This window comes from Thiomonas arsenitoxydans, from assembly GCF_000253115.1.
Classification (GTDB): domain Bacteria; phylum Pseudomonadota; class Gammaproteobacteria; order Burkholderiales; family Burkholderiaceae_C; genus Thiomonas; species Thiomonas arsenitoxydans.
The window spans coordinates 3,616,176-3,640,475 of the sequence record NC_014145.1; the positions used below are offsets into that span (position 1 = coordinate 3,616,176).

Here is a 24,300-nt window from a genome sequence, read left to right on the forward strand (position 1 = left end):
AAATCAGGTTTGATCAGATGCGTTGTCGGATTCTGCCGAGTGCAGGGTGCTGTCTTCGAGCGCCTGCAGTTCGGCGGCGGCCTGGGCTGCGCGGTCGGCCTGGTCCATCGCATCCTTCGCCTTGCGCGCCTGGTGGAACGCCAGGCCGGTGCCTGCGGGGATGAGGCGGCCGACGATGACGTTTTCCTTTAAGCCACGCAGTTCGTCGCGCTTGCCCATGATGGCGGCTTCGGTCAGCACGCGCGTGGTCTCCTGGAAGGACGCGGCGGAGATGAAGCTGTCGGTGGACAGGCTGGCCTTGGTGATGCCCAGCAGCAGGTTGTTGAAGGTGGCGGGCATCTTGCCCTCGCGCAGGAGCACATCATTGCGCGCCAGCACCTGGGAACGCTCGGCCTGTTCGCCCGCGATATAGTCGGTGTCGCCCGGGTCTTTGATTTCGACGCGGCGCAGCATCTGGCGAACGATAACCTCGATGTGCTTGTCGTTGATCTTCACGCCCTGCAGACGGTAGACGTCCTGCACTTCGTCAACGATGTAGCGCGCCAAGGCCTCGACCCCCAGCAGGCGAAGGATGTCCTGCGGCTCGGCGGGGCCGTCGACGATCAGTTCGCCCTTGTTCACCACTTGGCCTTCGTGCACCAGCACGTTCTTTTCCTTCGGGATCAGGAACTCGTTGGAGTTACCGTCCAGGTCGGTGATGACCAGGCGGACCTTGCCTTTGGTTTCCTTGCCGAAGGAGACGGTGCCGGTGGTTTCGGCCAGCATGCCGGCGTCCTTGGGCGAGCGGGCCTCGAACAACTCGGCCACGCGCGGCAGACCGCCGGTGATGTCGCGGGTCTTCTGGCCTTCCATCGGGATGCGCGCGAGCACTTCGCCCGGGCCTACGTCTTGGCCGTCGCGCACCTGGATCAGCGCGCCCACGGTGAAGCCGATGGTCACTGCGTGATCGGTGCCCGGAATCTTGACCTCTTGGCCCTGCTCGTTGAGCAGCTTGACTTGTGGACGTACCACCTTGGCAGAGCCGCGGCGTTTCGGGTCGATGACCACCAGGGTGGACAGGCCGGTGACTTCGTCCACCTGCTTGGCCACGGTCACGCCTTCTTCGACGTTCTCGAACTTGGTCTGTCCCGCGTACTCGGTGATGATGGGGCGGGTCAGCGGATCCCAGTTGGCCACCAGCGTGCCGGCCTTGATCACCATGCCGTCCTTGACGAACAGCGTGGCGCCGTAAGGCACCTTGTGACGCTCGCGCTCGCGGCCGTGGTCGTCAGTGATCAGTACCTCGCCCGAGCGGGTGATGACCACCTGCTCGCCCTTGGTGTTGGTGACATAGCGCATGGTGGCGGTGAAGCGCACCGTGCCCGCACTCTTGGCTTCCACACTGGACACGACTGCTGCACGCGATGCCGCGCCGCCGATGTGGAAAGTCCGCATGGTCAGCTGGGTGCCGGGTTCGCCGATGGACTGCGCGGCGATCACGCCGACCGCTTCGCCATTGGTCACCAGCGTGCCGCGGCCGAGGTCGCGGCCGTAGCACTTGGCGCAGATGCCGTAGCGGGTTTCGCAGGTCAGCGCGGTGCGCACCTTGATCTCGTCGATACCGGCAGCTTCGACCAAATCGAGCATGTCTTCATCGAGCATCTCGCCCGCCGGAACGATGACCTCCTGGGTCTCGGGGTTGACCACGTCGACAGCGGCCACACGGCCGAGCACGCGGTCGCGCAACGATTCGATGACTTCGCCGCCTTCGACCAGCGCGCGCATATTGGTGCCGTTGGCCGTGCCGCAATCGTGCTCGGTGACCACCAGATCCTGCGTCACGTCCACCAGACGGCGGGTGAGGTAGCCGGAGTTCGCAGTCTTCAGCGCGGTGTCGGCCAGACCCTTGCGCGCGCCGTGCGTGGAGATGAAGTACTGCAGCACGTTCAGGCCTTCACGGAAGTTCGCCGTGATGGGGGTCTCGATGATGGAGCCGTCTGGCTTGGCCATCAGGCCGCGCATGCCAGCGAGCTGACGGATCTGCGCAGCGGAGCCACGGGCGCCCGAGTCGGCCATCATGTAGATGGAATTGAACGACTCTTGACGCACGTCCTTGCCATGACGATCCTTGACCGTCTGGTTGGAGAGGTGATTCATCAGCGCCTTGCCGACTTCATCGCCCGCACGGCCCCAGATGTCCACCACCTTGTTGTAGCGCTCGCCCTGCGTCACCAGACCGGAGGAGTACTGCTGCTCGATTTCCTTGACTTCCTTTTCGGCGCGAGCGATGACCGTGTACTTCTCTTCCGGAATCAGCATGTCGTCGATGCTGATCGAGATGCCGGCCTTGGTCGCCAGCGAGAAGCCCGACTGCAGCAGCTTGTCGGCGAAGATCGCGGTTTCGCGCAGGCCGCAACGGCGGAACGACGAGTTGATCAGGCGCGAGATTTCCTTCTTCTTCAGCGCCTTGTTCATCACGCTGAACGGCAGGCCCTTGGGCAGAATTTCCGATAGGATCGCGCGGCCCACGGTGGTTTCCACCACGGCGGTCTTGGGGGTGAAGCTGCCAGTGGCCTTGTCTTTTTCGTACTCGGTCAGACGTACGCTGACCCGGCTGGTGATTTCCACCTGCTTGGCGTCGAGCGCGCGGTGCACTTCGGACACATCGGCGAACACGATGCCCTCGCCCTTGCCGTTGATGCGCTCGCGGGTGGCGTAGTACAGGCCCAGCACCATATCCTGCGACGGCACGATGGACGGTTCGCCGTTGGCAGGGAACAGGATGTTGTTCGACGCCAGCATCAGCGCGCGGGCTTCCACCTGCGCTTCCAGCGACAGCGGCACATGCACGGCCATCTGGTCGCCGTCGAAGTCGGCGTTGAACGCGGCGCAGACCAGCGGGTGCAGCTGGATGGCCTTGCCTTCGATCAGCATGGGCTCGAAGGCCTGAATGCCCAGGCGGTGCAGCGTGGGCGCACGGTTGAGCATGACCGGATGCTCGCGGATCACATCTTCGAGAATGTCCCAGACGATCGGGGTCTGCGATTCAACTTCCTTCTTGGCCGCCTTGATGGTGGTGGCCACGCCCATGGTTTCGAGCTTGTGGAAAATGAAGGGCTTGAACAGTTCGAGCGCCATCAGCTTGGGCAGGCCGCACTGATGCAGCTTGAGCGTCGGGCCCACGGTGATGACCGAACGGCCCGAGTAGTCGACGCGCTTGCCCAGCAGATTCTGGCGGAAGCGGCCGCTCTTGCCCTTGATCATGTCGGCCAGCGACTTGAGCGGGCGCTTGTTCTGCCCCACCATCGCCTTGCCGCGACGGCCGTTGTCCATCAGCGAATCGACCGCTTCCTGCAGCATGCGCTTTTCGTTGCGCACGATGATTTCAGGCGCAGACAGCTCCAGCAGACGGCGCAGGCGGTTGTTGCGGTTGATGACACGGCGGTACAGATCGTTGAGGTCGGAGGTCGCAAAGCGTCCGCCGTCCAGCGGAACGAGCGGACGCAGATCGGGCGGCAGCACCGGCAGCACGGTCATGACCATCCACTCGGGCTTGGCGCCCGAATCCTTGAACGCCTGCATCACCTTGAGGCGCTTGACGTTCTTCTTGACCTTGGTGTCGGAGCCGGTCATGTCGCCGCGCAGCTTCTCGATCTCCAGGTCGAGATCCATGTTGTGCAGCAGGGCATGCACGCCCTCGGCGCCCATGAACGCGACGAACTCGTCGCCGAACTCGGTGCGCTTGGCGGCGTATTCATCTTCGGACAGCACCTGACCCGCCTTGAGCGGCGTCATGCCGGGGTCGGTGACCACATAGGCTTCGAAGTACAGCACGCGTTCGATGTCGCGCAGCGGCATGTCGAGCACGATGCCCAGACGGGACGGCAGGCTCTTGAGGAACCAGATGTGCGCCACCGGGCTGGCCATGTCGATATGGCCCATGCGCTCGCGGCGCACCTTGCTCTGGGTGACTTCGACGCCGCACTTCTCGCAAATCACGCCGCGGTGCTTGAGGCGCTTGTACTTGCCGCACAGGCACTCGTAGTCTTTGATCGGGCCGAAGATCTTGGCGCAGAACAGGCCATCGCGCTCGGGCTTGAACGTGCGGTAGTTGATGGTCTCGGGCTTCTTCACCTCACCGAACGACCAGGACCGGATTTTTTCCGGCGACGCCAGGCCGATACGAATGGCGTCGAAATGCTCATCCTGATGAAACTGCTTGAACAGGTCGAGTAGCGCTTTCATGCTTTCACTCCTTCAGTTGCTTGCCCGGCGCAACCAAGCGGCGCCGGGCGCGGCATCAATCAATTGCGTTCGAGTTCGATGTCCAGACCCAGGGAACGGATTTCCTTGATCAGCACGTTGAACGACTCGGGCATCCCGGCTTCGATGATGTGGTCGCCCTTGACGATGCTCTCGTACATCTTGGTGCGGCCCTGCGTATCGTCGGACTTGACGGTGAGCATTTCCTGCAGCACATACGAGGCGCCGTAGGCTTCGAGCGCCCAGACTTCCATCTCGCCGAAACGCTGACCGCCGAACTGCGCCTTGCCGCCCAGCGGCTGCTGCGTGACCAGCGAGTACGGGCCGGTGGAGCGGGCGTGCATCTTGTCGTCAACCAGGTGATGCAGCTTGAGCACGTGCATGATGCCCACGGTCACCGGGCGCTCGAAGACTTCGCCAGTGCGGCCATCGGTCAGCATGACCTGCTTTTTCGCCGCGGTGAGCTGCAGCTTCTCGGCGATGTCGTCGGGATAGGCCAGGTCGAGCATCTGGCCGATTTCGGCTTCGCTGGCGCCGTCGAACACCGGGCTGGCGATGGGCAGACCGGCCTTGAGGTTGCTGGCGAGTTCAAGCACCTCGGCGTCGCTGAGCTGATCGAGCGCTTCCTGCTTGCCGCTGAAGTTGTAAAGAGTGCCCAGGAATTTGCGCAACTCGGCCGCCTTGGCATGCGACTGCAGCATGTCGTTGACCCGTTTGCCGATGCCGATCGAGGCCCAGCCCAGGTGGGTTTCGAGAATCTGCCCGATGTTCATGCGCGACGGCACGCCCAGCGGGTTGAGCACGATGTCCACCGTGGTGCCATCAGGCATGTGCGGCATGTCTTCGACCGGAACGATCTTGGACACCACACCCTTGTTGCCGTGACGGCCGGCCATCTTGTCGCCTGGCTGCAGGCGGCGCTTGACGGCCAGGTAAACCTTGACCATCTTGAGCACGCCGGTGGGCAGCTCATCGCCCTGGGTGAGCTTGCGGCGCTTCTCTTCGAACATCAGATCGAAGGCGTGGCGGCGCTTCTCCAGCGAGTCCTTGAGCTGTTCCATCTGCTGCGCCAGCGCTTCATCCGCCGGGCGGATGTCGAACCAGTTATAGCGGTCGGTCTCGCCCAGGTAATCGGCGGTGATGGTTGCGCCCTTGGCCAGCTTGTTCGGGCCGCCGTTGGCGGTCTTGCCAGTGAGCAGCTTGCCCAGACGGTCGAAGGTATCGGCCTCGACGATGCGCATCTGGTCGTTGAGGTCGAGGCGATAGCGCTTGAGCTCGTCGTCGATGATCTGCTGGGCGCGCTTGTCACGCGGGATGCCTTCGCGGGTGAACACCTGCACGTCAATGACGGTGCCGTACATGCCCGAGGGCACGCGCAGCGAGGTGTCCTTCACGTCGGACGCCTTTTCGCCGAAGATGGCGCGCAGCAGCTTCTCTTCCGGGGTGAGCTGGGTCTCGCCCTTGGGGGTGACCTTGCCCACAAGCACGTCGCCCGCTTCCACTTCCGCGCCCACGTAAATGATGCCCGACTCGTCCAGACGCGCCAATTGGTGCTCGGACAGATTGGGAATGTCGCGGGTGATTTCTTCGGAGCCCAGCTTGGTGTCGCGCGCCGGGACGTTCAGCTCTTCGATGTGGATGGAGGTGAAGCGATCTTCGGCCACCACGCGCTCGGACAGCAGGATCGAGTCTTCGTAGTTGTAGCCGTTCCACGGCATGAAGGCCACCAGCATGTTCTGGCCCAGCGCCAGTTCGCCGAGGTCGGTCGAAGCGCCGTCGGCCACGACATCGCCCTTGGCGAGTATGTCGCCGCGCTTGACCAGCGGGCGCTGGTGGATGTTGGTGTTCTGGTTGGAACGCTGGTATTTGATGAGGTTGTAGATGTCCACGCCGACTTCGCCCGCCTGGGTTTCGTCGTCATTGACGCGCACCACGATGCGTGCGCTGTCCACATAGTCCACCACCCCGCCGCGCAAGGCGGTGACCACGGTGCCCGAGTCGACCGCGGTCACGCGCTCGACCCCGGTGCCGACCAGGGGCTTTTCAGGACGCAGCACGGGCACGGCCTGACGCTGCATGTTGGCGCCCATCAGCGCGCGGTTGGCGTCGTCGTGCTCCAGGAAGGGCACGAGCGAGGCCGCGGCCGACACGATCTGGCTGGGCGACACGTCCATGTACTGCACCCGCTCTGGCGAGACCATGATGGACTCGCCAGCTTCGCGGGCAGACACCAACTCGTCGTTGAGCATGCCGTGCTCGTCCATGCCGGCATTGGCCTGGGCGATGACGTACTTGCCTTCTTCGATGGCCGAGAGGTAGTCGATCTGGTCAGTCACCTTACGGTCGATCACGCGGCGATAAGGCGTCTCGATGAAGCCGTATTCGTTCAACCGGGCGAACAGCGCCAGCGAGTTGATCAGACCGATGTTCGGGCCTTCCGGCGTTTCGATCGGGCAGACGCGACCGTAGTGCGTGGGATGCACGTCGCGCACTTCAAAACCAGCGCGCTCGCGCGTCAGACCGCCCGGGCCCAGGGCCGAGACGCGGCGCTTGTGGGTGATCTCCGACAGCGGGTTGGTCTGGTCCATGAACTGCGAGAGTTGCGAGGAGCCGAAGAATTCCTTGATCGCCGCCGAGATGGGCTTGGAGTTGATGAAGTCGTGCGGCATCAGGTTTTCGGTCTCGGCCTGGCCCAGACGCTCCTTCACCGCGCGCTCGATGCGAGACAGCCCGGCACGGAACTGGTTCTCGGCCAGCTCGCCCACGCAGCGCACGCGGCGGTTGCCGAGGTGGTCGATGTCATCGACTTCGCCGCGGCCGTTGCGCAACTCGACCAGCAGCTTGATAACCGCCATGATGTCTTCATGCGACAGCACCATCTCGCCTTCGATCTCTTCGCGACCGAGGCGGCGGTTGAACTTCATGCGGCCCACGCGCGACAAGTCGTAGGCGTCAGCGTCGAAGAACAGGCGGTTGAACAAAGCCTCGACGGCGTCTTCGGTCGGCGGCTCGCCGGGGCGCATCATGCGGTAGATCGCCACCTTGGCCCCGAGCTGGTCGGCCACTTCATCGATGCGCAGGGTTTGCGAAATGAACGCGCCCTGGTCGAGGTCGTTGATGTAGAGGGTCTGGATCTGCTGAATGCCGGCTTCGCGGATTTTCTTCAGCAGCGCCTCGGTGAGCTCCTCATTGGCGCGGGCCACGATCTCGCCGGTGTCTTGTGACACCAGGTTGCGCGCCAGCACTTTGCCCAACAGGAAGTCTTCCGGCACCGACAGGCGTTGCGTGCCGCCCTGCTCCAGCTCGCGCAGATGGCGGGTGTTGATGCGCTTGTCCTTGGCGACAACCACTTTGCCATTCTGGTCGATCAGGTCGAAGCGGGCCACTTCGCCCTTGAAATGGTCGGGCACGAATTCGAGCAAAGCGCCATCGTCCATCAACTGCATGTGGTCGAAGGCAAAGAAGTGCGCCAGGATCTGCTCGGGATTCAGGCCCAGGGCCTTGAGCAGAATGGTGACCGGCATCTTGCGGCGGCGGTCGACGCGGAAATACAGAATGTCCTTGGCGTCGAATTCGAAGTCGAGCCAGGAGCCACGGTAGGGAATGATGCGGGCGGAAAACAGCAGCTTGCCCGAGCTGTGGGTCTTGCCCTTGTCGTGCTCGAAAAACACGCCGGGCGAGCGGTGCAGCTGGCTGACGATCACCCGCTCGGTACCGTTGATGATGAACGAGCCCTTGTCGGTCATGAGCGGAATCTCGCCCATATAGACCTCCTGCTCCTTCACCTCCTTGACCGTGGGCTTGGCCGCTTCGCGGTCCATCACGATCAGGCGCACTTTGGCCCGCAGTGCCGACGCAAAGGTCAGACCGCGCTGCTGACATTCGCGCACGTCGAACACCGGGCGTGCCAGGGTGTAGCCGTTGTATTCCATGCGCACATACTGGTTGTGCGACACGATGGGGAAAATGGCGCGGAACGCCGCTTCCAGCCCTTCGTCCTTGCGCTGCGGCAAGGGAAGGTCTTTTTGCAAAAAGGCCTCGTAGGAGTTGATCTGCGTAGCCAGCAGATAGGGGACATCCAGAACACTTTGGCGGCTGCCAAAACTTTTCCGAATGCGCTTTTTCTCAGTGAACGAGTAGGACATGGATACGCTCCGCTCCACAGGGACAAAATCAGTTATCGCATAACCCGGGCTCACCCCAGGCCATGTGGTAACCAAGCTACCGGCCTGAACCGGCAGAAGGCGCGAAAGCCCGGAAGGCCAATTGACCTTCCGGGCCCACGCAAAACCATAGACTTACTTGATTTCAGCCTTGGCGCCGGCTTCTTCCAGCTTCTTCTTCGCAGCTTCGGCATCGGCCTTGGCCACGGCTTCCTTGACAGCCTTGGGCGCGCCGTCCACCAGATCCTTGGCTTCCTTCAGGCCCAGGCCCGTCAGTTCGCGCACGGCCTTAATGACGCTGACCTTGTTCGCGCCGACTTCCGTCAGGATCACGTTGAATTCGGTCTGCTCTTCCACGGCAGCGGCAGCACCGCCACCCGCGCCAGGAGCGGCCACGGCCATCGCGGCAGCGGACACGCCGAATTTTTCTTCGAACGCCTTGACCAGGTCGTTGAGTTCCATGACGGTCATGCCGCCGACTGCGTCGAGGATTTCCTGTTGATTCATTGCCATTTGTTGACTCCGAGATAAATGTTTGAAAAGAGAATGTTGAAAGCTTCAGCCTGATCAGGCTGCTTCGGTTTCGCGTTTTTTCGCCAACTGGCCCAGCGCCACAGCAAAGCCGGACACGGGAGCCTGCATGACACCCAGCAGACGCGCCAGCAGCACTTCGCGCGACGGAATGCTGGCAAGGGTCTTGACCCCGGCGGCGTCGAGCGCCTTGCCGTTGACCACACCCGAGCGAATGACCAGCTTGTCATTGGTTTTGGCAAAGTCGTTGATGACCCGGGCGGCGGCTACTGCATCTTCGGAAAATCCGTAGATCAGCGGGCCTGCCATTTCACCGGCGATAACTTCGCATGAGGTTCCCGAAACGGCGCGCTTGGCCAGGGTGTTCTTGAACACCTGGAGATGCACCCCGTTTTCGCGAGCCTGCTTGCGCAGCTTGGTCATCTGCTCGACTGCAATGCCGCGATACTCGGCCAGAACCAGGGATTGCGCCTTGGCTGCCAGCGCCGAGATTTCCTCGACTGAAGCTTGCTTTTCAGAGCGGTTAAGACTCAAGATTGACTCCTGAAGAAATTGCCTTGAACCCTAGCGGCTCAAAGCGCCTAAACAAGCGTCCTCTGGAGTGACTACAGGCAACGTTCGCACCTTGCCCATTCTCTCGTCCAGCGGGTTCGCCATCTGCGCAGACCCGACGTCGCAGGCATGACGTCGAATTAAGCGAGACTGCCGTCTCGCGCCTGCGGTCTTGGATCGCCCGAGGCGGCATGAAAATCACCGCATCGGCCCACCAATTGCTACTACTCATTCCTGCTCAGGCCCGACCGATCATTTCAACCGGCCGGGACTGCTTCAAACATTTACTGCCCGGCGACCGCGGCGTTCACCGTGGCGGTATCGACGCGCACGCCAATGCCCATGGTGGACGAAACCGCCACCTTTTTCAGGTAGATGCCCTTGGCCGCTTGCGGACGCGCTTTTTGTAGCGCTTCGATCAGCGCGGCCAGATTGCGGCGGAGCGCATCGGGGCCAAACGAGGCGCGGCCGATCGTGCCATGCACGATGCCGGCCTTGTCGGCACGGAACTGCACCTGACCGGCTTTGGCGTTTTTCACCGCACCCGCGACGTCCGGCGTCACAGTACCCACCTTGGGGTTGGGCATCATGCCGCGCGGGCCGAGAATCTGACCCAGCGCACCGACTACGCGCATGGCGTCGGGTGAGGCGATGACGATGTCGAAATTGAGGTTGCCGGCCTTGACCTGCTCCGCCAAGTCCTCAAAACCAACGATGTCCGCACCAGCGGCCTTGGCCTCTTCAGCCTTGGCGCCTTGGGCGAACACGGCTACGCGCTTGATCTTGCCGGTGCCCGCGGGCAGCACGACCGAACCCCGCACGACCTGGTCAGACTTGCGGGTATCCACGCCGAGGCTCACCGCCACGTCGATGGATTCGTCGAACTTGGCGACCGCGCACTCCTTGACCAACACCAGCGCATCATCCAGCGCGTACAGCTTGTTGGAATCGACCTTGGCTCGCAAGGCCGCATAACGTTTGGGCATCTTGGCCATTTACACGCCCTCCACAGTAACGCCCATCGAACGGGCCGTGCCCGCGATAGTGCGAACAGCCGCGTCGAGATCGGCGGCCGTCAGGTCTTTCATCTTGGTGTTGGCGATCTCTTCGAGCTGAGCCCGGGTGATCTTGCCGACCTTGTCGGTATGCGGTTTGGCCGAGCCTTTGTCGAGCTTGATGGCCTTCTTGATCAACACTCCGGCAGGCGGGGTCTTGATGATGAAGGTGAACGATTTGTCCGCGAAGGCGGTGATGACCACCGGCAGCGCGAGGCCCGGCTCCACACCTTGAGTCTGCGCGTTGAACGCCTTGCAGAACTCCATGATGTTGAGGCCGCGTTGACCGAGCGCCGGGCCGATTGGCGGCGAGGGATTGGCTTTACCAGCTGGCACTTGCAGCTTGATGAAGCCGACAATTTTCTTTGCCATAGTGACTCCGAATGGGTACGAGCGCCTTTGTTTTCACAAGGCTCCCCGAAACCCGCCCTTTACGACTCACACTGCAACCCGGGCGGGATGGGCGGCAGCAATCAAACGATTTGCAGTTGCTCGCAAACAACCATGCAGATCAACAAGCGGTCAAAGCCGCTCAATCTGCTGAAACTCCAATTCAACCGGCGTGGCACGACCAAAGATGGTGACCGAGACGCGAAGCCGCGACTTTTCGTAGTTCACCTCTTCCACATTGCCGTTGAAGTCGGTGAACGGGCCTTCCTTGATGCGGACCATTTCGCCCACCTCGAACTGCACCTTGGGACGCGGCTTGTCCGCACCCTCCTGCATCTGGCTCATGATCTTGTTGACATCCGCCTCGCTGATCGGCACGGGGCGATTTTTGGCGCCGCCCACGAAACCGGTCACCTTGCTGGTGTGCTTGACCAAATGCCAGGTCGCGTCGTCCATTTCCATTTCCACAAGCACATAGCCCGGGAAAAAGCGACGTTCGGTAATACTTTTATGGCCATTCTTGATTTCGACGACTTCTTCCGTCGGCACCAGAATGCGCCCGAATTTGGTTTGCATCCCCGCGCGCTCAATGCGCTCGGCGAGGTTGCGCTGCACGGCCTTCTCCATGCCGGAATAGGCGTGGACGACATACCATTGCTTGCCAGCTTGCGCCGCCATCGTTTGTGCTTCAGCCATACTCATGCTCCTAGCGCTTCCAACCAAGGATCAGGTCGTAGAGCACATATTCCAGCGATTTGTCGGTCAGCCAGAGAAAAAGGGCCATCAAAATAACAAACGCAAATACGATGCCCGTCATCTGCATGGCCTCTTTGCGCGTCGGCCAAACCACCTTCTTGGTTTCGCGCACCGCATCCTGCCCGTAGGCAATGAGCGCACGCCCCGGCTCGGAGAGGAAAAACACCACAACCGCGCCCGCCAGCAGTACCAGGAACGTGACGACGCGCACCCACATGGGCTGCCCGGCCAGACCATAAAACAAGCCCAGCGCGGCGAGCAGCAAGACCGCTGCCGCCCCCAACTTAGCTTTGTCCGCCCCAGTGGAGACGGTTTCGACAGACGGATTCGCCATATGGATTTACGCGCGTTCAACCCCGAAACGGTTCGGAGTGGCAGGGGCAGAGGGAATCGAACCCCCAACCTTCGGTTTTGGAGACCGACGCTCTGCCAATTGAGCTATGCCCCTGTACCTTCTAGCACCAAGGCCGTTGTCTGCGAAACAGGCAACGGCCGCAATTCAAACAGATTCGGGCTGGCCCCGCAGAGCGCCCTCACAAAACCCTAGTTCGGAGCGCACGCCAGATTTCTCCAGAAGCCACACCGAATCCAGGTTGAACGATTTACTCGATGATCTTGGCCACGACCCCGGCGCCGACGGTACGACCGCCTTCCCGGATGGCGAAGCGCAGACCTTCTTCCATCGCGATCGGGGCGATGAGCTTGACGGTGATGCTGACGTTGTCGCCGGGCATGACCATTTCCTTGTCCTTGGGCAGTTCCACCGCACCGGTGACGTCGGTGGTGCGGAAGTAGAACTGGGGACGGTAGTTGTTGAAGAAGGGGGTGTGACGGCCGCCTTCGTCTTTGCTGAGCACGTAGATCTCGGCGGTGAAGTGGGTGTGGGGCTTGACGCTGCCGGGTTTGCACAGCACTTGGCCGCGCTCGACGTCTTCGCGCTTGGTGCCGCGCAGCAGAATGCCGACGTTGTCACCGGCTTGGCCTTGGTCGAGGAGTTTGCGGAACATTTCGACGCCGGTGCAGGTGGTTTTCTGCGTGGCGCGAATGCCGACGATTTCGATTTCTTCACCGACTTTGATGATGCCGCGCTCGATCCGGCCGGTCACGACGGTGCCGCGCCCGGAGATGGAGAACACGTCTTCGACGGGCATGAGGAAGGCGCCGTCCACAGCGCGCTCGGGCGTGGGGATGTAGCTGTCGAGGGCGTCGGCGAGGTTGAAGATGGCTTTCTCGCCGAGTTCGCCTTTGTCGCCTTCGAGGGCGAGTTTGGCGGAGCCTTTGATGATGGGGGTGTCGTCGCCGGGGAAGTCGTACTTGGACAGCAGCTCGCGCACTTCCATCTCGACGAGTTCGAGCAGTTCGGCGTCGTCGACCATGTCGCATTTGTTGAGGAACACGACGATGTAGGGCACGCCGACCTGGCGGGCGAGCAGGATGTGCTCGCGGGTCTGGGGCATGGGGCCATCAGCGGCGGAGACGACGAGGATGGCGCCGTCCATCTGGGCGGCACCGGTGATCATGTTCTTGACGTAGTCGGCGTGACCGGGGCAGTCGACGTGGGCGTAGTGGCGGTTGGCCGTCTCGTATTCCACGTGCGCGGTGTTGATGGTGATGCCGCGAGCCTTCTCTTCGGGCGCTGCGTCGATCTGGTCGTAGGCCTTGGCCGATCCGCCAAACTTGGCCGCCAGCACGGTGGTGATGGCCGCCGTCAGCGTGGTCTTGCCGTGGTCCACGTGACCAATCGTGCCCACGTTGACGTGCGGCTTGGTCCGCTCAAACTTTTCCTTCGCCATGATTCAAACTCCTCAAGCCTACAAAGATGGACAAATCGATAAATTCAACTGGTGCCCATGGCGGGAATCGGACCCGCGACCTCTCCCTTACCAAGGGAGTGCTCTGCCACTGAGCCACATGGGCCTGAACGCTTGCACGCTCAAGAAAAAACCGTTACATAACAACACTAAATACCGCAGGAGCTGGAGCGGGAGACGGGAATCGAACCCGCGCCATTAGCTTGGAAGGCTAAGGTTCTACCATTGAACTACTCCCGCCTTGCCTAGCCCTGGACACCCTGGCGAGGCCCGCAGCGATCAACTCGGAGCGACTGATCGTCGCCAACACGACGAAGCCCGCAGCAAAAACCAAAAGCAGCAAAGCACATCATTCTTGCGCCTGGTGGAGAGGGCTGGATTCGAACCAGCGTACTCGTAAGAGGGCAGATTTACAGTCTGCTGCCATTAACCACTCGGCCACCTCTCCGAGGCGAACCGCAGATTCTTAGCGATTTTTGCGGCAATGTCAAATAGAAGGCCTTTTAGCCGGGTCAATCGAAGAGCGCGCGCAGGGCCGTGCCGGGGTCGTCCGCGCGCATGAAGGCTTCGCCGACGAGGAAGGCCTGAACGCCGGCGGCCCGCATGCGTGCGACGTGATCGGCGGTCAGAATGCCGCTTTCGGTCACAACGACGCGGCCCTCAGGAATCTGCGGCAGCAGATCGAGGGTGGTCTCCAGCCGGGTTTCAAAGCTGCGCAAGTCGCGGTTGTTGATGCCAAGCAGAGGCGTGCGCAGCGCCAGCGCCGCCTCCAGTTCAGCCGCGTTGTGTACCTCGACCAGCACATCAAGGCCGTAGCTCATCGCCTCGGCTTCCAGTTCGATCAATTGCGCCTGCGGCAGAGCGGCGGCGATCAACAGCACGCAGTCAGCCCCCATCGCTGCAGCCTCGGCGATCTGGTAGGCGTCGACCATGAAATCCTTGCGCAATACGGGCAGCGCGCAAGCCGCCCGCGCCTGCTGCAGATAAGACGCCGCCCCCTGGAAGTACTGCACATCGGTGAGCACGGACAAGCAGGTGGCGCCCCCGGCCGCGTAGCTGCGAGCAATCGCGGCCGGATCGAAGTCGGCCCGCAGAACCCCGCGCGACGGACTGGCCTTTTTCACTTCCGCAATGACGGCGGGCCCACCCGTGGCGACTTTGGCCTGCACCGCGGCGGCAAACCCCCGCGGCGCGTCACGCGCCGCAGCCTGCTCGCGCAGCGCCGATAAAGGCACCTGCTCGCGCGCTGCCGCCACTTCTTGCGCTTTGGTGGCGAGGATGCGCTGAAGGATGTCGCTCATACGCTGGCCGCCAGATTCTGCATGGCGCGGGTGACGCGCACGAACTCCTGCATTTTGTCGCGCGCTGCGCCACTGGAAATGGCTTCGCGCGCCATCTGCACGCCGTCGATCAATGCGGGCGCGACGTTCGCGGCGTACAGCGCGACCCCTGCATTGAGTGCCACGATGTCTCTGGGCGCGCCCGCCACATCGTTGAGCGCCTCGTGCATCAGCTCGATGGACTGAGCCGGGCCTTCCACCCGCAGCGCCTCCAACGGCGCGGACTTCAGCCCGAGATCGCCGGGGTGAATGGCGTATTCGCTGATCTGGCCGTTCTTGAGTTCGCCAATCAGCGTCTCGCCCGACAGCGACACCTCGTCCAGACCATCCAGCCCGTGCACCACCAGGGCGTGCTCGCTGCCCAGCCTTTGCAAAACACGCACCAGAATACCGACCAGATCGGGGTGGAACACCCCCAGCAACTGGTTAGGCGCACCCGCGGGGTTGGTCAGCGGGCCGAGAATATTGAACAGAGTGCGCACCCCCAACTCCTTGCGCACCGGCGCCGCGTGCTTCATGGCCGGATGGTGGTTGGGCGCGAACATGAAGCCGATGCCGCATTCGGCCAGACTTTGCGCCACTTGCTCTGGCGTGAGCTGGATGTTGGCACCCAGCGCGTCGAGCGCGTCGGCCGAGCCGGAGGAAGAACTCACGCTGCGCCCGCCATGCTTGGCCACCTGCGCCCCGGCGGCGGCGGCGACAAACATGCTGGCGGTGGAGATATTGAAGGTGCGCGCGGAATCGCCCCCCGTGCCGACGATGTCGACCAGGCGCTTTTTATCGGCCACTTCGACCGGCGTGGCGAATTCGCGCATCACCATCGCGGCGGCGGTGATTTCGCCGATGGTTTCCTTTTTCACCCGCAGGCCGGTGATGAGCGCGGCCATCATGACCGGGGACATCTCGCCGGTCATGATGCGGCGCATCAGCCCGATCATTTCATCGTGGAAGATTTCGCGGTGCTCGATGACGCGCACCAGCGCATCGTGATTACTGATGGTCATGGAAGTGGCTCTCGTTCAACGCCAGAAAATTCTGCAGCAGCCGGTGGCCGTGCTCGGTCTCGATGGATTCCGGGTGAAACTGCACGCCTTCGATGGCGAAATGGCGGTGACGCACCCCCATGATTTCGCCATCTTCGGTCTGCGCGGTAATTTCCAGGCAGGTCGGCAGGCTGTCGCGCTCGATGGCCAGCGAGTGATAGCGCACCACGGTGTACGGACTGGGCAGATCGGCGAACACGCCTCGGCCGTCATGGGTGATGGGGCTGGTCTTGCCGTGCATGATTTGTCGCGCCCGCACGATCTGGCCGCCAAACGCGGCGCCGATGGCCTGATGCCCCAGGCAGACGCCCAGAATGGGCAGTCGCCCGGCGAAATATTGCAGCACCGGCACGGAGATACCCGCCTCGGCGGGCGAGCACGGCCCGGGAGAAATGACGATGCGCTCGGGATTGAGCGCCGCGATGGCTTCGAGATCGAGCTCATCGTTGCGCACGGTGTGCACGTCCTGGCCGAGTTCGCCGAAATATTGCACCAGGTTGTAGGTAAAGCTGTCGTAGTTGTCGATCATCAGCAGCATGATGGGCTCCGTGGGTCTGGGAAGAGAGGGGGCGGACGGCGCTTTAGCCGTCCAGCCCTTCCTGCACTTGCTCGGCCGCGCGCAACACGGCGCGGGCCTTGGCCTCGGTTTCGCGCCACTCCATCTCGGGCACAGAATCAGCCACCACGCCAGCGGCCGCCTGCACGTACAACCAGTTGTCCTTGACGATGCCGGTGCGAATGGCGATGGCCAGATCCATGTCACCGGCAAAACTCCAGTAGCCGATGGCCCCGCCGTACAGCCCGCGGCGGGTGGGTTCGAGTTCGTCGATCACTTCCATGGCGCGAATCTTGGGCGCGCCCGACAGCGTGCCCGCCGGGAAGGTGGCGCGCAGCACGTCCATCGGCGTGCGCTGCGGTTGCAGCAGCCCCTCGACGTTGCTGACGATGTGCATCACATGCGAATAGCGCTCGATGGCGAACGCCTCGGTCACCTTCACGCTGCCGGTCTGCGCGATCCGGCCCAGATCGTTGCGCGCCAGGTCGATGAGCATCAGATGCTCGGCGCGCTCCTTCGGGTCGGCCAGCAGTTCGGCCTCGTTGCGCACATCGGCCTCGGCGGTGGCGCCGCGCGGCCGCGTGCCCGCCAGCGGGCGGATGGTGACCTTGCGTCCTTCGGGCACAGCCTCTTCGCGCACCAGAATCTCGGGCGATGAGGCCGCAATCTGAAAGTCGCCGAAGTTGAAATAAATCATGTACGGCGAAGGGTTGAGCGAGCGCAGCGCACGGTAGAGCGACAGCGGCGAATCGCTGAAGCGCTTGCGCAGGCGCTGCCCCACCTGCACCTGCATGAAGTCGCCGGCGGCGATGTAGTCCTTCGCCTTCTCGACCGCTTTCAGATAGTCGGCCTTGTCGAACTCGCGCTCGATCGGCGTCACGCTGCTGCGCTGCATGGGCGGCGCCGAAACGGAATAGCGCAGTTGCTCGCGCAGACCGCGCAAGCGCGAGCGCGCCTGGCTATAGGCCTCGGGCTGGCCGGGGTCGGCATAGACGATGAGGTAGAGCCGCCCCGACAGGTTGTCGATCACGGCAAGTTCTTCGCACAACATCAGCAGGATGTCGGGCATACCCAGTGGATCGGGCTTGGGATGCCTGGCCGCAGACGCCATCAGGCGCGGCTCGATATAGCGCACCGCGTCATAGCCGAAATACCCCGCCAACCCGCCGCAAAAACGCGGCATGCCCGCAGGCAGCGCCACCTTGAAGCGGGCGTGGAACGCCTCGATGAAATCCAGCGGCGGCGCTTCGGAGGTTTCCACCACCGCGCCGTCGCGCAACACCTCGGTGAGGCCGTTCTTCACCCGCACCTGCATGCGCGCGGCCAGGCCGATGAAGGAGTAGCGGCCGAAGCGCTCGCCGCCGACGACGGATTCCAGCAAAAAAGTGTTTTTCCCGGCTCCTGCACCCACCCCCAGCTTGAGGTAGAGCGACAGGGGAGTTTCCAGATCCGCCAGCGCTTCCGACACGAGCGCAATGCGGTTGTAGCCCTGGCGGGCCAGTTCTTTGAATTCGAGTTCAGTCATGTTCGTCTCAAGGGTCGGCTGCCCCGCAGGGGCGGGCAGCGGATATCGCGGGAGTGCAGCCTGTTGCCGACACGGCCCCGAGCATTGACGCGCGAATGGGGCGCAGATCGGAGATGAGTCAGGCCGCAGCAGCGGGCACGATCAGCCAGAACCGCCAGGGCCAGGCCCCCCGGTCTCCAGAACCCGATGCGTGTCGCCGATGGATGAACATGGAAAGTGAATGAATCGCGCAGATCTATCCGAGTGAGCGAATGTAGCAAACTCGCAGGGCCATTTTCCGCGTAACGGGCTCAAACGCGGTCTCAAGCGCCGAAGTTTTCCGGCATCTGTACCGCGACGACCTCCCCGCGCACGGTGGCCACGCCGCCCGCAAACACCGTGGACTCCACAATGACCTTGCGGCCCTTGATTTCTTTGACACGACCGCGAATTTCAAGCTCTGTACCCAAGGGCGTCGGCTTGAGAAAATCGACATGCAGCGATCCGGTGACAAAACGGAACGCCGGTGGCGTGTCCATCTCCCGCCCTTCGGCACGGTACATCGCCGCTGCCGCCGTGCCGGTGCTGTGGCAATCGATCAGCGAGGCGATCAAGCCGCCATACACAAAGCCAGGCACTGCGATGTGATAGGGCTGGGGCGTAAAGCGCGTGACCGTTTCATCACCATCCCAGACGGTCTTGATCTGATGCCCCTCGGCATTGAGGCGGCCGCAGCCATAGCAGTGCGCCAGCGCGTCGGGGTAGCTGTCCTGAAAAACCTTGGGCATGACGTCTCCTTCATGGGTGTTGTTGCAGTATCTTAAACGGCGCCCGATCCAAATTCACTTGTCAAAGCACGGCGTTTTACGAAAAATGAACGACCGTTCGATAACAGACAACAGGAGACTTCATGGATCACACCGCTCACAAGCCGCTGCGCACCTTCGGCGCAACCGCCTCGCTAATCGCCGCCCTGGCCGCCGCATCCTTCATGCCGAGCGCGCAGGCGCTCACCCTGCACGGCGTGGATATTCCGCCGCAAGTGGATGTCGGCGGCAAGACGCTGACGCTCAACGGCGCCGGTACCCGGTACGTGTTCTTTTTCAAGGTTTACACCGCCGCGCTGTATTTGCCGCAGAAAAGCACGCAACCGCAGGCGATTTACAACATGGCCGGGCCCAAGGAGTTGAAACTCACCCTGCTGCGTGATGTGAGCGGCAAGGAGCTCGGCGACAAACTCAACGAAGGCATCAAAAACAACCTCAGCCCGGAGGAGTTCAGCGCCTTCATTCCCAGCCTGGTGCAACTGGGCGGACTGTTTGCCCAAAAAAGCCAGATCAAAACCGGTGAAACGGTGACTATCCGCGAGATTCCCGGCAAGGGCAGCACCATCGCCATCGATGGCGTGCCCTCGGGCGGGGTGTTCACCGAGCCGCAGTTTTTCAACTCCATGCTCAAAATCTGGCTGGGCAAAAATCCCGCTGAAGACCGGCTCAAACGTGCGCTACTGGGCAACGAAGCGGACAGCAACTGACCGGCTTCACCGGGCAAGGCTTGCGCGCCGTCATGTTTGGTGACCACTCAAACACGCCGTTTCGGTGAAAACCCGAACATGCAAGGGGTGGGTTCATAAAATAAGATTTGGCTGATATACCCACAAACCACCCGAGGATCGTCCATGAAAACAGTTCTGACCGCAACCGCCATCGCGCTGGCCGCGACGTTCGGCGCCGTAAGCGCCAATGCCGCCGTCAAAGTGGGCGGCGTTCCTGTGATGCAAACCGCCCCGGCCAACGGCGTGCCCCTGCTGATCAACGGCGCTGGCGTGGTCGATATGGGCGGCAAGATGGCCGCGGCGGTTTACCTGCCGCAAAACACCACGTCGGTCAGCAACATCATGACCATGCCCGGGGCCAAATCGATTCGCCTCACCGCCATTTCCAATATGTCGGCCGACGCTTTGGCCAAAGCGCTGGATGCTGGGGTGAAAAAGGGCGTGTCCGCCGCGCAGTACGCCTCGTTCAAGCCGGCGATGGACGCCTTCAGTAAACAACTGGCCAGCGTGAAGCAGATCGCCAAGGGTCAAACGGTTGAACTGCTGTTCGAACCCTCCAACGGCATCGTGCTGATGGGTCCGGGCTCGCACATCATTCCGGGCACCGGCAACGCCGAGCTGTATCAGGCCATGCTGCGCATGCTGCCCGCTGGCGTGCTGTCCAACACCTCGATTCAAAAGCAGAACATCAACGGCTGATCGTGTGGGCTCTGCCCACAAAAAAGCCGCTCCTGTCCGGAGCGGCTTTTTTATTGCTGCGTGCTGAATTATTCAGGCGGGCAGCAGATCGCCGATGCGGTCGGCAAAGCCATCTGCGTCCACCGCACGCACGGGCTCGCCGTGGTTGTAGCCGTAGGTGACCAGAGCCACCGGGCAACCGGCGGCACGGGCGGCCAGGGCATCGTTCTGCGAATCGCCGATCATCAGCACCACCGCGGTGGGCAGGCCGATCTGCTTGCAGGTTTCGACCAAGGGCATGGGGTCGGGCTTCTTGCGCGGGAAGGCGTCGCCGCCGTTGACCACTTCAAAGTGCTGCAGCAGCCCTTTGAGGTCGAGCAGTTCGCGCGCGTAGCGTGTGGGCTTGTTGGTGATGCAGGCCAGCCGCAAGCCCGCAGCCTTCAAGGACGCTAGCCCTTCGGGCACGCCGGGAAACGGGTTGGAATACTGGCCGTTGATGGTGCCGTAAATACGCTGATAGGTTTCGATGGCGCGCGGGTACAGGTCTTGGGCCTGATCGTCGCGGAGGTGAATGCGCAGGGTCTGCAGCACCAGATATTCGGAACCTTTGCCGATGCGATGCTCCACCTGCTCACGGCTGACCGCGGGCAGACCGAGTTCGTCCATCAACCGCGAAAGCGCCGCATGAAAGTCGCCCAGGGTGTCGATCATGGTGCCGTCGAGATCGATGATGGCGGCCTGCACGGCGTGGCCGACCAAGGTCAGGGCTGGCGTTGCAGCGGTGCGGGCGTCCATCAGGCCACCGCCGCGAGGTTGGCGCGCATGGCGTCGATCACGGCCTTGTAGTCGGGCTTGCCGAAAATGGCGCTACCGGCCACGAAAGTGTCCACCCCGGCCGCGGCGGCCGCGGCGATGTTGTCGGGCTTGATGCCGCCGTCGATTTCCAGCAGGATGTCGCGGCCCGTCTGTGCCTTGTAGGCGTCGAGCTTGGCACGTACCTGTTTGGCCTTGGGCAGGCTGCTTTCAATGAAACTCTGTCCGCCAAAGCCGGGGTTGACGCTCATCAGCAGCACCAAATCGACCTTGTCCATGACGTAGTCGAGCACGGAAAGCGGCGTGGCGGGGTTGAACACCAGCCCGGCCTTGGCGCCGCCGTCGCGAATCATCTGCAGGGTGCGATCGACGTGCTTGCTGGCTTCGGGGTGGAAGCTGACGATGTCGGCGCCCGCCTTGACGAAGGACTGGGCGATGGCATCGACCGGCTCGACCATCAGATGCACATCCAGCGTGATGGGGGTGCCGTCGGCCTTCTTGCAGTAGGGCTTGATGGCCTCGGCCACCAGCGGGCCGATGGTGAGGTTGGGCACGTAATGGTTGTCCATCACGTCGAAATGAATGAAATCAGCGCCGGCGTCGATGACGTTGCGCACCTCCTCGCCCAGGCGGGCAAAGTCGGCCGAGAGAATGCTGGGAGCGATGCGGTAGGTTTTCATGGCGTTCATTTTAGAGGGATGCCCAACTGATTCTGTAGGGATTTGAACCCAACTACCTGACGCGGCGCAATTCCCTGAATGTCAAGCCATCTCAAGCGCGCATTCCACTGCTAACTCCTAGAATCGGGCGCATGTCGACCTATCAATTTTCCGTTTCGGTGATTCCGCAATACCTGCCCGAGAAGTCGGATGCGGAGCAAGGCGTTTATGCCTACAGCTACACCGTCACCGTGATCAACACCGGGCGCGTGGCCGCGCAGCTCATTTCCCGCCACTGGATCATTACCGACGGCGCGGGCAAAGTGGAGGAAGTGCGCGGCCTGGGCGTGGTGGGGCAGCAGCCCTTTCTCAAGCCCGGCGAAGCGTTCGAATACACCAGCTGGTCGCAACTGAGCACGCCGATGGGCAGTATGCGCGGCAGTTATTTCTGTGTCGCCGAAGATGGCGAGCGCTTCGAGGCGCACATTCCCGAATTCGCGCTGGTTCAGCCGCGGAGTCTGCACTGATGTTTTTTGCCAAGCGACGGGCGCGCAAGGCGGCGGCGCGCGCGGCGACGGAGGTGCATTCGCTGCTCGACGCGGCCAGCGCACAGGCGCAGCCCGTGGAGCAAGCGCTCTGGATCATCGAACTGCTGGACTGGCTGCGACGCGGCCCCGACGCCGATCTCCTGCGAGAGGGTCTGAACCTCCCGCCGACTCTCGCTGAGCAAGACGGAAAAGACACTGCGGCGCCCGCCGAAATCCGCCGACTGCAAACCCTGCTGGACGTGCTCGACCACCTGCCCGAGCGCCGCGCCGAAATCGCCGCCGTGATCAACGGCCTGCTGCGCAACACCGATGCCACCTTGCTGCTGGCCGATTTCGGCTTCAGCCAGCGGCCTTCGTTTTTCAGCGAATTCAGCGAACGGCTGGGCAACAAATGGCTGCCCAAATCGCCCGAAACGCGCGATCTCGCCGTGCTGTTCGCCCTGTTTTTTCCGCAGGCGCACGACGCCGTCTGGCTCGAAGCGCTCGATGCCGAGACCCTCGCACGCCTGCGCGAATTGCTGGCCACGCGCGAGATCGAAACCGAAAAAACCGCCAGCGCGCAGCTCTGGCGCACCGCCCTGCTCGATGCGCTGACCTATACCGTCAGCCAGATCCGCGCCACCGGCTTCTCGCCCGATCTGCGCTCGCGTATGCACAACAGCGGCCCACTGGCGGGCGAGGTCGAAGCCCCGTTCAAGCAGCTGGCCGCGCAGTATGAAACGGTACAGGCGCTGCTGGCGCGGCAGCCCTCCGGCGACGAAGAGGCGCTGCGGCAGTCGCTCACACTGCTTCGCGCCGGGCTGGAAGCCTGTCGCCAGCAGGCCGATTCGGTCACGGCGCATCTGGAAGACTACGGTACTTCGGTCAGCCTGGTCTATGTGCTGCACCAGCTGCATCAGCGCATCGACCGCGCCGAGGCGCTGCTCAATTGCCTGGTGGGCGACACCCCGGCGCGCGACACCGCCCATCTGTTCGCCAATTTCGTGCGCTTGAGCGCCCAGCGCCGCAGCCTGCGCGCCCTGTGGCGGCACAACACCGCGCTGCTGGCAGAAAAAATGGCCGAACGCCACGCCGAGACAGGCGAGCACTACATCACCCGCGACCGCCGCGAATACCGCGCCATGCTCGGCGCGGCGATGGGCGGCGGGCTGATCATGGGGTTCACCACCTGGATCAAGATCGGCATTCTCGGCCTGAAAACCGCGCTGTTCTGGACCGGCCTGCTCGCCGGGCTGAACTACGCGGTGAGCTTTGTCATCGTGCAATTGCTGCACTGGACCATCGCCACCAAACAACCGGCGATGACCGCACCGGCCATGGCCGACAAGCTCGGCGAGCTGTCCAAACCCGGTGGGGTGGAGCGATTCGTTGACGAAGTCGCCAACCTCACGCGCTCGCAGTCGGCCGGGGTGTTCGGCAACGTCTTGCTGGTCATGCCGGTGGCGCTGCTGCTTGGCCTGGGTGGGCTGGCCGTGTTCGGGCCGCAGTTTCTGCCCGTGCCCAAGGCGGAGCACGAGCTGCAATCGTTGTCGCTGCTCGGCCCTACGCCGCTGTTTGCCGCGTTTACCGGGGTGCTGCTGTTCCTCTCCAGTGTGATTGCAGGCTGGGCGGAAAACGCCTTCGTGCTGCACCGGATCGACAGCGCCATCGCCTGGAATCCGCGCATCCGGCGTCGCCTGGGCGCGCTGCGCGCAGCGCGCTGGGCCGCCTGGTGGCGTCGCAATATCGGCGTGATGTCGGGCAATGTGTCGCTCGGCCTGCTGCTCGGACTGACACCGGAGTTCTTCCGCATTTTCGGCCTCGACCTGCAAGTGCGGCACGTCACCCTGTCATCGGGTCTGTTTGGCGCGGCGTGCGCCAGCCTGGGGCCCGCGGTCGTGAACGATCCGGCGTTCTGGTGGGCGCTGGCGGGCATTGCCGTCAACGGCGTGCTCAACGTCGGCGTGAGTTTCTATCTGGCTTACCGCCTGGCCTTGCGCGCCCGGGGCATTCAGGTGAAAGAGCGCCGCGCCATCTACACCAGCATTGCCCGTCGGCTGTGGCGCAGGCCCTGGACGTTCATCCTGCCGCCGCGACACGCTGCGGCCAGCGTACACGGCTGAGC

General features: G+C 62.7%; 20 protein-coding genes and 4 tRNA genes. 4 read left to right on the top strand and 20 right to left on the bottom strand.

Annotated features, from left to right (window positions below):
- Positions 1-3 precede the first annotated feature (3 nt).
- From rpoC to THI_RS17185, 18 genes are all read right to left on the bottom strand, one after another.
- Positions 4-4,224: a DNA-directed RNA polymerase subunit beta' gene (rpoC, locus tag THI_RS17100; protein WP_013107504.1), complete on the bottom strand. Its 4,221-nt coding sequence runs from the start codon at positions 4,222-4,224 to the stop codon at positions 4-6.
- A gap of 59 nt (positions 4,225-4,283) precedes the next feature.
- A complete protein-coding gene (gene rpoB, locus THI_RS17105; protein ID WP_013107505.1) occupies positions 4,284-8,387 on the bottom strand; it encodes a DNA-directed RNA polymerase subunit beta in 4,104 nt (1,367 codons plus the stop codon).
- Between the two features lie 153 nt (positions 8,388-8,540).
- Positions 8,541-8,918: a 50S ribosomal protein L7/L12 gene (rplL, locus tag THI_RS17110; RefSeq protein ID WP_013107506.1), complete on the bottom strand. Its 378-nt coding sequence runs from the start codon at positions 8,916-8,918 to the stop codon at positions 8,541-8,543.
- A 54-nt stretch (positions 8,919-8,972) separates the two neighbouring features.
- Complete coding sequence (gene rplJ, locus THI_RS17115; protein WP_013107507.1) at positions 8,973-9,470, bottom strand: 50S ribosomal protein L10; 498 nt, start codon at positions 9,468-9,470, stop codon at positions 8,973-8,975.
- Positions 9,471-9,772: 302 nt separating this feature from the next.
- Positions 9,773-10,483: a 50S ribosomal protein L1 gene (gene rplA, locus THI_RS17120; RefSeq protein ID WP_013107508.1), complete on the bottom strand. Its 711-nt coding sequence runs from the start codon at positions 10,481-10,483 to the stop codon at positions 9,773-9,775.
- Positions 10,484-10,915 carry a 50S ribosomal protein L11 gene (rplK, locus tag THI_RS17125; RefSeq protein ID WP_013107509.1) on the bottom strand — a complete coding sequence of 144 codons (432 nt, stop codon included), beginning with the start codon at positions 10,913-10,915 and terminating at the stop codon, positions 10,484-10,486.
- A 150-nt stretch (positions 10,916-11,065) separates the two neighbouring features.
- Positions 11,066-11,611 (bottom strand): transcription termination/antitermination protein NusG, encoded by a 546-nt coding sequence (gene nusG, locus THI_RS17130; protein ID WP_141130661.1) that lies wholly within the window; start codon positions 11,609-11,611, stop codon positions 11,066-11,068.
- A gap of 28 nt (positions 11,612-11,639) precedes the next feature.
- Positions 11,640-12,023, bottom strand: a complete 384-nt coding sequence (gene secE, locus THI_RS17135; RefSeq protein WP_013107511.1) for a preprotein translocase subunit SecE — start codon at positions 12,021-12,023, stop codon at positions 11,640-11,642.
- Positions 12,024-12,061: 38 nt separating this feature from the next.
- A tRNA-Trp gene (locus THI_RS17140) sits at positions 12,062-12,137 on the bottom strand.
- A gap of 154 nt (positions 12,138-12,291) precedes the next feature.
- Entirely contained in the window at positions 12,292-13,482 is a 1,191-nt protein-coding gene (tuf, locus tag THI_RS17145; RefSeq protein WP_013107281.1) for an elongation factor Tu, read from the bottom strand.
- A gap of 49 nt (positions 13,483-13,531) precedes the next feature.
- A tRNA-Thr gene (locus THI_RS17150) sits at positions 13,532-13,606 on the bottom strand.
- A 60-nt stretch (positions 13,607-13,666) separates the two neighbouring features.
- A tRNA-Gly gene (locus THI_RS17155) sits at positions 13,667-13,740 on the bottom strand.
- A 122-nt stretch (positions 13,741-13,862) separates the two neighbouring features.
- Positions 13,863-13,948 (bottom strand) — tRNA-Tyr (locus THI_RS17160).
- A 64-nt stretch (positions 13,949-14,012) separates the two neighbouring features.
- Positions 14,013-14,801 (bottom strand): indole-3-glycerol phosphate synthase TrpC, encoded by a 789-nt coding sequence (gene trpC, locus THI_RS17165; protein ID WP_013107512.1) that lies wholly within the window; start codon positions 14,799-14,801, stop codon positions 14,013-14,015.
- Positions 14,798-15,844, bottom strand: a complete 1,047-nt coding sequence (trpD, locus tag THI_RS17170) for an anthranilate phosphoribosyltransferase (protein WP_013107513.1) — start codon at positions 15,842-15,844, stop codon at positions 14,798-14,800. Before trpD ends, trpC begins: the two co-directional genes overlap by 4 nt.
- Entirely contained in the window at positions 15,831-16,421 is a 591-nt protein-coding gene (locus tag THI_RS17175; protein WP_013107514.1) for an anthranilate synthase component II, read from the bottom strand. Before THI_RS17175 ends, trpD begins: the two co-directional genes overlap by 14 nt.
- Positions 16,422-16,464: 43 nt before the next feature.
- Positions 16,465-17,964 (bottom strand): anthranilate synthase component I, encoded by a 1,500-nt coding sequence (gene trpE / locus THI_RS17180; RefSeq protein WP_013107515.1) that lies wholly within the window; start codon positions 17,962-17,964, stop codon positions 16,465-16,467.
- Between the two features lie 302 nt (positions 17,965-18,266).
- On the bottom strand, positions 18,267-18,731 hold the full coding sequence (locus THI_RS17185) for a PaaI family thioesterase (RefSeq protein ID WP_013107516.1): 465 nt from the start codon (positions 18,729-18,731) through the stop codon (positions 18,267-18,269).
- Positions 18,732-18,853: 122 nt separating this feature from the next.
- Here THI_RS17185 and THI_RS17190 point away from each other — a divergent pair, with 122 nt between their 5' ends.
- Together THI_RS17190 and THI_RS17195 are read left to right on the top strand one after the other, a co-directional pair.
- The gene (locus THI_RS17190; RefSeq protein ID WP_013107517.1) at positions 18,854-19,477 is read left to right on the top strand and encodes a chalcone isomerase family protein; all 624 of its coding nucleotides are present in this window, start codon (positions 18,854-18,856) and stop codon (positions 19,475-19,477) included.
- 144 nt (positions 19,478-19,621) lie between these two features.
- A complete protein-coding gene (locus tag THI_RS17195) occupies positions 19,622-20,197 on the top strand; it encodes a chalcone isomerase family protein (RefSeq protein WP_013107518.1) in 576 nt (191 codons plus the stop codon).
- A 72-nt stretch (positions 20,198-20,269) separates the two neighbouring features.
- On the opposite strand, the gene gph is transcribed toward THI_RS17195, so the two are convergent.
- Both gph and rpe read right to left on the bottom strand, forming a co-directional pair.
- A complete protein-coding gene (gene gph / locus THI_RS17200) occupies positions 20,270-20,971 on the bottom strand; it encodes a phosphoglycolate phosphatase (RefSeq protein WP_013107519.1) in 702 nt (233 codons plus the stop codon).
- On the bottom strand, positions 20,971-21,669 hold the full coding sequence (gene rpe / locus THI_RS17205) for a ribulose-phosphate 3-epimerase (RefSeq protein ID WP_013107520.1): 699 nt from the start codon (positions 21,667-21,669) through the stop codon (positions 20,971-20,973). Before rpe ends, gph begins: the two co-directional genes overlap by 1 nt.
- A 131-nt stretch (positions 21,670-21,800) precedes the next feature.
- Here rpe and apaG point away from each other — a divergent pair, with 131 nt between their 5' ends.
- Together apaG and THI_RS17215 are read left to right on the top strand one after the other, a co-directional pair.
- Positions 21,801-22,175, top strand: coding sequence for a Co2+/Mg2+ efflux facilitator ApaG/CorD (gene apaG / locus THI_RS17210; protein WP_013107521.1), 375 nt, complete (start codon positions 21,801-21,803; stop codon positions 22,173-22,175).
- Positions 22,175-24,298, top strand: coding sequence for a transporter-like protein TlpB (locus tag THI_RS17215; protein WP_013107522.1), 2,124 nt, complete (start codon positions 22,175-22,177; stop codon positions 24,296-24,298). The genes apaG and THI_RS17215 overlap by 1 nt, the downstream gene beginning before the upstream one ends.
- The last annotated feature ends 2 nt before the right edge of the window (positions 24,299-24,300 follow it).

What these genes read in the sequence shown, in the direction of transcription:
- THI_RS17190 (WP_013107517.1), top strand. Translation starts at nt 18,854, where the DNA reads ATGGATCACACCGCTCACAAGCCGCTGCGCACCTTCGGCGCAACCGCC.
- apaG (WP_013107521.1), top strand. Translation starts at nt 21,801, where the DNA reads ATGTCGACCTATCAATTTTCCGTTTCGGTGATTCCGCAATACCTGCCC.
- tuf (WP_013107281.1), bottom strand. Translation starts at nt 13,482, where the DNA reads ATGGCGAAGGAAAAGTTTGAGCGGACCAAGCCGCACGTCAACGTGGGC.
- gph (WP_013107519.1), bottom strand. Translation starts at nt 20,971, where the DNA reads ATGGACGCCCGCACCGCTGCAACGCCAGCCCTGACCTTGGTCGGCCAC.
- nusG (WP_141130661.1), bottom strand. Translation starts at nt 11,611, where the DNA reads ATGGCGGCGCAAGCTGGCAAGCAATGGTATGTCGTCCACGCCTATTCC.
- rpoB (WP_013107505.1), bottom strand. Translation starts at nt 8,387, where the DNA reads ATGTCCTACTCGTTCACTGAGAAAAAGCGCATTCGGAAAAGTTTTGGC.
- THI_RS17175 (WP_013107514.1), bottom strand. Translation starts at nt 16,421, where the DNA reads ATGCTGCTGATGATCGACAACTACGACAGCTTTACCTACAACCTGGTG.
- rplA (WP_013107508.1), bottom strand. Translation starts at nt 10,483, where the DNA reads ATGGCCAAGATGCCCAAACGTTATGCGGCCTTGCGAGCCAAGGTCGAT.
- trpD (WP_013107513.1), bottom strand. Translation starts at nt 15,844, where the DNA reads ATGACCATCAGTAATCACGATGCGCTGGTGCGCGTCATCGAGCACCGC.
- secE (WP_013107511.1), bottom strand. Translation starts at nt 12,023, where the DNA reads ATGGCGAATCCGTCTGTCGAAACCGTCTCCACTGGGGCGGACAAAGCT.
- THI_RS17195 (WP_013107518.1), top strand. Translation starts at nt 19,622, where the DNA reads ATGAAAACAGTTCTGACCGCAACCGCCATCGCGCTGGCCGCGACGTTC.
- rplK (WP_013107509.1), bottom strand. Translation starts at nt 10,915, where the DNA reads ATGGCAAAGAAAATTGTCGGCTTCATCAAGCTGCAAGTGCCAGCTGGT.
- THI_RS17215 (WP_013107522.1), top strand. Translation starts at nt 22,175, where the DNA reads ATGTTTTTTGCCAAGCGACGGGCGCGCAAGGCGGCGGCGCGCGCGGCG.
- rplL (WP_013107506.1), bottom strand. Translation starts at nt 8,918, where the DNA reads ATGGCAATGAATCAACAGGAAATCCTCGACGCAGTCGGCGGCATGACC.
- trpC (WP_013107512.1), bottom strand. Translation starts at nt 14,801, where the DNA reads ATGAGCGACATCCTTCAGCGCATCCTCGCCACCAAAGCGCAAGAAGTG.
- rpe (WP_013107520.1), bottom strand. Translation starts at nt 21,669, where the DNA reads ATGAAAACCTACCGCATCGCTCCCAGCATTCTCTCGGCCGACTTTGCC.
- trpE (WP_013107515.1), bottom strand. Translation starts at nt 17,964, where the DNA reads ATGACTGAACTCGAATTCAAAGAACTGGCCCGCCAGGGCTACAACCGC.
- rpoC (WP_013107504.1), bottom strand. Translation starts at nt 4,224, where the DNA reads ATGAAAGCGCTACTCGACCTGTTCAAGCAGTTTCATCAGGATGAGCAT.
- THI_RS17185 (WP_013107516.1), bottom strand. Translation starts at nt 18,731, where the DNA reads ATGCCCAAGGTTTTTCAGGACAGCTACCCCGACGCGCTGGCGCACTGC.